This window comes from Kitasatospora sp. NPDC047058 (genome assembly GCF_040643935.1).
Classification (GTDB): domain Bacteria; phylum Actinomycetota; class Actinomycetes; order Streptomycetales; family Streptomycetaceae; genus Kitasatospora.
On record NZ_JBEYVJ010000363.1, the window covers coordinates 1 to 6,673 of the forward strand.

6 protein-coding genes are annotated in these 6,673 nt (G+C 74.1%); 3 read left to right on the forward strand and 3 right to left on the reverse strand.

What is annotated here, in order from left to right:
• Nucleotides 1–904 (forward strand): N-acetylmuramoyl-L-alanine amidase (locus tag ABZ885_RS32805; protein ID WP_360196799.1); only part of this gene is annotated, 904 nt, incomplete at its 5' end.
• Between the two features lie 241 nt (nt 905–1,145).
• A complete protein-coding gene (locus tag ABZ885_RS32810; RefSeq protein ID WP_360196802.1) occupies nt 1,146–2,090 on the forward strand; it encodes a hypothetical protein in 945 nt (314 codons plus the stop codon).
• A gap of 121 nt (nt 2,091–2,211) precedes the next feature.
• Here ABZ885_RS32810 and ABZ885_RS32815 read toward each other — a convergent pair whose 3' ends face one another.
• The 3 genes from ABZ885_RS32815 to ABZ885_RS32825 all read right to left on the reverse strand — a co-directional run bounded on the left by ABZ885_RS32815 (nt 2,212) and on the right by ABZ885_RS32825 (nt 5,473).
• On the reverse strand, nt 2,212–3,291 hold the full coding sequence (locus ABZ885_RS32815; protein WP_360196805.1) for a prenyltransferase: 1,080 nt from the start codon (nt 3,289–3,291) through the stop codon (nt 2,212–2,214).
• Nucleotides 3,288–4,031, reverse strand: a complete 744-nt coding sequence (locus ABZ885_RS32820) for a class I SAM-dependent methyltransferase (RefSeq protein WP_360196808.1) — start codon at nt 4,029–4,031, stop codon at nt 3,288–3,290. The genes ABZ885_RS32815 and ABZ885_RS32820 overlap by 4 nt, the downstream gene beginning before the upstream one ends.
• 125 nt (nt 4,032–4,156) lie before the next feature.
• The gene (locus ABZ885_RS32825; RefSeq protein WP_360196811.1) at nt 4,157–5,473 is read right to left on the reverse strand and encodes a glycosyltransferase family 4 protein; all 1,317 of its coding nucleotides are present in this window, start codon (nt 5,471–5,473) and stop codon (nt 4,157–4,159) included.
• 425 nt (nt 5,474–5,898) lie between these two features.
• Here ABZ885_RS32825 and ABZ885_RS32830 point away from each other — a divergent pair, with 425 nt between their 5' ends.
• Complete coding sequence (locus ABZ885_RS32830; RefSeq protein WP_360196814.1) at nt 5,899–6,543, forward strand: TetR family transcriptional regulator; 645 nt, start codon at nt 5,899–5,901, stop codon at nt 6,541–6,543.
• The last annotated feature ends 130 nt before the right edge of the window (nt 6,544–6,673 follow it).

Below are 6,673 nucleotides of genomic sequence, written 5' to 3' on the forward strand. Positions count from 1 at the left end.
GGACGGCGGCCGGGCACCGGTCGCCCACGGCACGGCCGCGGCCGCCCCGCCGGACTCGCCCTCCGGCGTAGCCCCGGGCGGCTCCTCCGCCGCCCCTTCCACCGGCGCTCCCACCGGCGCAGCCACCGGACCGGCAGCCGGGCCGACGGGCACCCCGGACTCCGCGACGCCGCCGGCCACCCCGGACGCGGCCGCCGGCTCCCCGGACGCGGCCGCCACCCCGTCCTCCACCGCGCTGGCCGGCCGGACGGTGCTGCTCGACCCCGGCCACAACCCCGGCAACTTCCGTCACACCACCGAGATCAACCGTCAGGTCGACATCGGCAACGCCCGCAAGGAGTGTGACACCACCGGCACGTCCACCAACGCCGGCTACACCGAGGCCGACTACACCCTGGACGTCTCCCGCCGGGCCCGCGAGATCCTCGCCGCCCGCGGCGCCACGGTGGTGCTGGTCCAGGACGGCGACCGGCCCTGGGGCCCCTGCATCGACGAGCGCGCCCGGGCGGGCGCCGAGGCGCACGCCGACGCGGCGGTCTCGGTGCACGCGGACGGCGGGCCGGCCGGCGGCAGCGGGTTCCACGTGATCATGCCCGCCAAGGTGGTCGCCGGGAAGGCGGACAACTCCGCGATCGTCGCCCCCTCGAACCGGCTCGGCCTGCTGCTGCGCGACAGCTTCCACGCGGCCACCGGCGAGCCGTACGCCGACTACGTCGCGAGCCAGGGGCTGGACACCCGCTCCGACCTCGGCGGGCTGAACCTCTCGACCGTTCCCAAGGTGTTCATCGAGTGCGGTAACATGCGCAACTCCACCGACGCCAGGCGGATGACGGACCCTCAGTGGCGCCAGCAGGCCGCCCAGGGGATCGCCGACGCCCTGACGACGTTTCTGACCACGCGGTAGGCGGCACACGCGGCAGCGGGCCCGGACCGAACGGCCGGACGGGCCCCGGGCGGCTGCCCGACCAGCAGGTGGCCGGCAGGAGTCGGACCCGCGCACTTTGCAACGAGTTCGCCCCATTCCCGAGCCCGCCGTGCACCTCCGAGGCGGTTGGCCCTAGGCTTCTGGTCCGTTCGGAGTTTTCCGGCCGGTCACGCCGACCACGCAAACCGCCGACCACGACACACCAACGAGGGGAACGTTAGTGAATCTGCGCGCTCTCACCAGGGGAGACGCCGCCGTCGCAGGTGCGGCCGTCCTGCTCTTCATCGCCTCCTTCCTGCCGTACTGGTCCGTGGACTGCAGCGGCAGGTACTGCGGCGACACCTCGACGAACGCCTGGGACAGCGACCTGTTCCCCATCCTGCCCTCGGTCTTCCTGCTCGGCATCCTCGCCGCCGTCCTGATCCTGGTGCAGCGCTTCCAGGGCGAGGCCGCGGCCAACCGCCAGGTGCTCGGCCTGCGGCTGGACCAGTGGGGCATCGCGTTCGCCGTCGCAGCGCTCTGGACCTCGCTCTGGTCCCTGGGCGGCGGCCCGAAGGGCATCGGCCACGGCTTCGGCGCCTGGCTCGCCGTCATCTCGCTGGTCGTGCTCGCCGGTGCCGCTGCGGCCGCTCCGCTGGTGCCCGCCCTGAAGGCGCCGCTGGTCACCGACAAGCCGGCCGCCCAGCCGGGCTTCCCGGGCGGCTTCCAGGCTCCGCAGCCCGGCCAGCCGGGCCAGCCGGGTCAGCCGGGCCAGCCCGGCCAGTACGGCTACCCGGCCCCCGGCCAGGACCCGATGCAGGCGCAGTCCCCGGCCTTCGGCGGCCAGCCCGGCGGCTACGGCTACCCGGCCCCGCAGGCCGGCCAGCCGCAGGACGCCGCCGCCCAGGCCGCCGCTGCCGCCGCCGCTCAGCAGGCCGCCGCCCAGCAGGCCGCGCAGGCGCAGCCCGCCCCGGCTCCGGCGCCCGACTTCGCGCCGTTCTGGTTCGCCGTCCCGGCGCCGCGTCAGCTGGCCCCGAAGGACAACCCGGCCGGCGCCCCGGTCGGCGACCTCGTCCCGGGCACCTGGTACCTGGCGGTCGAGCAGCGCGGTGCCGCGCTGGTCGCCCAGCTCCAGGACGGCACCCAGGGCCTGCTGGCCGACACCACGGGCATCCAGCGCGGCTGAACCGCCGCCCTCACCACCCGTCACACGCCGAAGGGGCGGGACCGGATCACTCCGGTCCCGCCCCTTCGGCGTTCCGCCCTTCGGCGTTCCGCCCTTCGGCGTTCACGCCGCGCCGCCGGCCTCAGCAGCAGTCCTGCACCACCAGCCCGGTGGGCAGGTGGTCGCCGCCGAACACCGCCACCGTGGCGGGGTCGCCGCCGAGCGCGGCGACGGCCAGCAGCAGCGCGCCGGCCGTCCAGGTGGTGCGCTCCTCGGGCCAGATGGCGTCGTCCTCGAAGACGTACCCGGTCCAGTACGACCCGTCTGCGTGCCGCAGGTGCTTCTGGATCCAGCGCAGGATGTCCACCGCGCGGTCGGACTCGCCGACCGCCCAGAGGGCCAGGGCCAGTTCGGCGCTCTCGCCGCCGGTGACCCAGGGGCGGTCGCTGACGCAGCGCACGCCGAGGCCGGGGACGACGAAGCGGTCCCAGTCCCGTTCGATCCGCTCCAGCGCGGCCCGGCCGCGCAGCGCGGTGCCGAGGACGGGGTAGTACCAGTCCATCGAGTAGCGGTCCTTGTCGAGGAACCGCTCGGGGTGGTGGGCGATCGCGTGGCGCAGCCGGCCGGCCGCGAGCTCCCAGTCGGGCTGCGGCTCCTCCAGGTAGTCGGCGATGGCCAGGCCGCAGCGGAGCGCGTGCAGGATGCTGGACGAGCCGGTGAGCAGCGCCTCGTCGGGCGCCTCGCCGTTCTCGTCGACCCGCCAGGAGACCGGCCCGCCGGACAGCCGCAGGCCGACGATGAAGTCCAGGGCCCGCCTGACCGCCGGCCAGATCCACTCCAGGAAGGTGTCGTCGCCGGTGCTGAGGTGGTGGTGCCAGACGCCGACCGCGATGTACGCGCAGAAGTTGGTCTCCTTGGCCGTGTCGGAGACCTGTGCGCCGGCGCCGTCCGGGCCGTAGGTGTAGGCCGCGTACCAGGAGCCGTCCGGGTTCTGGTGGTCCACCAGCCAGCGGTAGGCGGCCTCGGCGGCGGCGTGCTCACCGGCGGTGTCCAGGGCCATCGCGGCCTCGGTGTGGTCCCACGGGTCGAGGTGGTGACCGGTGAACCACGGTATTCCGCCGTCACGCTGCTGCTCGGCGAGGATGCTGCGGACGGTGCCGGCGGCCTGCTCGGCGTCGAGCACCCCGTCCAGCAGCAGCACCTCGGGGACGGCGGCGGTCACGCCACCCCGCCCGGGGCGCGGTTGGGCTTGGAGGCGTAGGCGACGAAGCTCTTGCCGATGACCGGGTTGAGCGCCTTCTCGGCGGCCTTGGTGAGGGTGCTGATCACCGGGGTGCCGACGATGTCCCAGACCAGCAGCTGGTGGTAGGCCTTGACCGGCAGCGCCTTGTCGTTGTCCACGCCGAGGGCGCACTTGATCCACCAGTACGGCGAGTGCAGCGCGTGCGCGTGGTGGGTGCCGTACGGCTCCAGGCCGGCGTCCTTGAGCTTGCCGAGCAGCTCGTCGCCGCGGTAGATCCGGATGTGGCCGCCCTCGACCTCGTGGTACTCGTCGGACAGCGCCCAGCAGATCTTCTCGGGCAGCCAGCGCGGCACGGTGACGGCGAGCAGACCGCCGGGCTTGAGCACCCGGAACATCTCGTTGAGCACGCCCTTGTCGTCCGGGATGTGCTCCATCACCTCGGAGATGATGATCTTGTCGAAGTACTCGTCCTCGAAGGGCAGGGCCAGCGCGTTGCCCTCCATGGCGACCGCCGACGCACCCTCGGGCGCCTCGCCGGCCTGCTCCATGGCCGCGAACCACTTCCTGACCTCGGCGATCTCCTCGGTGTTCTGGTCGAGGGCGATCACGTTGGCCCCGCGCCGGTAGCACTCGAACGCGTGCCGCCCCCCGCCGCAGCCCAGGTCGAGCACCCGGTCGCCAGGGGCGAGCGGGAAGCGCGAGAAATCAACGGTCAGCACTGCGGGGCTCCCATTCCTTTGGCACGAAACGTTTCTGACGACACGTCACGCCATGTCACGTCAGACAGAGGCTAGAAGGGCGAGGCGGATCCGCGGAGGACGGTTCCGCCCGACGGGCCGGGCCGTCAGGCCACGTACCGCCAGCCCGGACCGGAGCGGGCCCGCTGCCCGGCCCCGGTGGCGATCGCCGACCGGTAGCCCTCGACGGTCAGTTCGGCGGCCCGCTGCCAGGTGAACCGTTCGAGCACCCGTTCGCGCCCGGCCCCGCCGAGCTCGGCGCGCAGCTCCGGATCGTCGAGCAGCCGGCCGAGCGCCGCCGCCAGTGCGTCCGCGTCGCCCGGGGGGACGGCCAGGCAGGTCCCGCCGTCCGGCCCGGCCACCTCGGGGATCGCCCCGCCGGTGGTGGCGACCAGGGGCGTGCCGGTGGCCATCGCCTCGGCGGCCGGCAGCGAGAAGCCCTCGTACAGGGACGGCACGCAGGCCACCTCGGCCGACCGGTAGAGGTCGACCAGCTCCTGGTCCGTCAGGCCGCTGCGGAACTCGATGTGCCGCTCCAGGCCGAAGCGCCGCACGGCGTCGGTGACCGGCCCCTGCTCCTTCTGCGGCTTGCCGACCACCACCAGGTGCGCGTCGCGCTCGGTGCGGACCTTGGCCAGCGCCTCCACCAGGTACACCAGGCCCTTGAGCGGGACGTCCGCGCTCGACGTGGTGACGATCCGTCCGGGCACCCGCGCCACCGCGTCGGAGGGCGACCAGAGCCGGGTGTCGGCGCCGATCGGCACCACCGAGACCGCGCCGGGCGCGGCGCCCAGGTGCTCGACGATCTCCCGCTTCGAGCTGCCCGAGACGGTGATGATGTGCTCCAGCCGGGCCGCCACCCGGCGCTGCATCCGGGTGAAGGCGTACCAGCGGCGCAGCGACAGCCGCTTCAGCCGGGTGGGGGCCGCGTCCAGCTCCAGCTGCCGGTCGACGGTGATCGGGTGGTGGATCGTGGTGACCAGCGGGAACCCGTGCCGGGCCAGGCCGAGCAGCCCGTAGCCGAGGGTCTGGTTGTCGTGCACCACGTCGTAGCGGCCCTTGTGCAGGGCGAGGTAGCGGCGGGCGCGCAGCGAGAAGGTCAGCGGCTCGGGGAAGCCGCCGGTGCGCATGGTGGCGACCTCCAGCACGTCCACCGGGCCGCGGTACTCGGCGAGGTCCGGGGTGCGGAAGGGGTCGTCGGCGCGGTAGAGGTCCAGGCTGGGCAGCTCGACCAGGCGGACCGAGCCCGGGCCCTCGACCTCGTCCAGCACCGGGTACGGCTGGGCACCGATCACGTCCACGTGGTGGCCGAGGCGGGCCAGCTCGCGGGAGAGGTGCCGTACGTAGACGCCCTGGCCGCCGCAGAACGGGTCGCCGCGGTACGACAGCAGGGCAATCCGCAGTGGCTGTGCGGTCGCGGTCATCGTCGGCCCCCATCTCTGCGCTAGGTGTGCGATCCGGTGTGCGGGATGCTGCCGGTCGCTAAAGTAGATCAGGTTTCAGTCCGGTGTGGAGTTCACCGGCGACCATGTGAACAATGAGAGACCTCGAAGATACCGGCCCGTAGCTTTCCGTCAGGAGCCAGGGCTGGTGATTCACGCCACGCCGGAGCGGTCCGCCGGCCGGCCGGCCCGAACCGCCCGGATCCTGGTCCGACGCCGCTCCACAGGTACTCCAAAGCTGCTCCACATCTGCTCCGCACACCTGCTCGGTCCTCGCTCCGTACCTTCGTCCGGTCCGCGCTCCGACACCTGCTCCGACACCTGCTCCGACACCTGCTGCGTCCCCGCTCCGTAAGTGCTCCGGATCCGCCGGAGCACCTCGCCACTCTCGCGCCCCGGGAGCATCCTTGCCGTCGCCCGCCACGCCCGCGCCCGCCACCCCCGCGTCCGCCGTCACGCCGGCGGCCGCGCCCGCCGCAGACCCGCCGCTGACCGCCCGGCAGGCCGAGCGGCGGCGGCGGATCCTGCGCTCCGCGACCGCGCTGGCCGCCCGCGGCGGGTACGACGCGGTGCAGATGCGCGAGGTCGCGGAGGGCGCCGAGGTGGCGCTCGGCACGCTGTACCGGTACTTCCCGTCCAAGGTCCACCTGCTGGTCGCGGTCATGCTGGAGCAGTTGCAGGGCCTCCAGGAGCACGTCCGGCGGCACCCGCCGGCCGAGCCCGAACCGGCGCCGCGGGTCGCCGAGACGCTCACCCGGGCGTTCCACGCGCTCCAGCGCGAACCGCTGCTGGCGGAGGCGATGGTCCGCGCGCTCTCCTTCGCGGACCGCTCGGTCAGCGCCGAGGTGGACCAGGTGAGCACGGCCACCGGACAGCTCATCCTGGACGCGATCGGCCAGTCCGGGCCACCCACCGAGAGCCAGCGTGCCGCCGTCCGGGTGATCGAGCACACCTGGCACTCGGCGCTGGTCTCCTGGCTCTCCGGCCGGGCCTCGATCGCCGAGGTCCGCGCCGACCTGCACACCGCGGCGCGGCTGCTCACCCTGCCCTGACGACCGTGCTGCCCTGACGACCGTGCTGCCCTGACGGCGGGCGGGCGGGCCGGCGGGCCGACGGGTCGGGGCGGGTGCCTGGCGCGGGTGCTTCGGGGCCGCGGGGCGGCGCCCGCCCCGGGCCGCCGCG

What these genes read in the sequence shown, in the direction of transcription:
- ABZ885_RS32825 (WP_360196811.1), bottom strand. Translation starts at nt 5,473, where the DNA reads ATGACCGCGACCGCACAGCCACTGCGGATTGCCCTGCTGTCGTACCGC.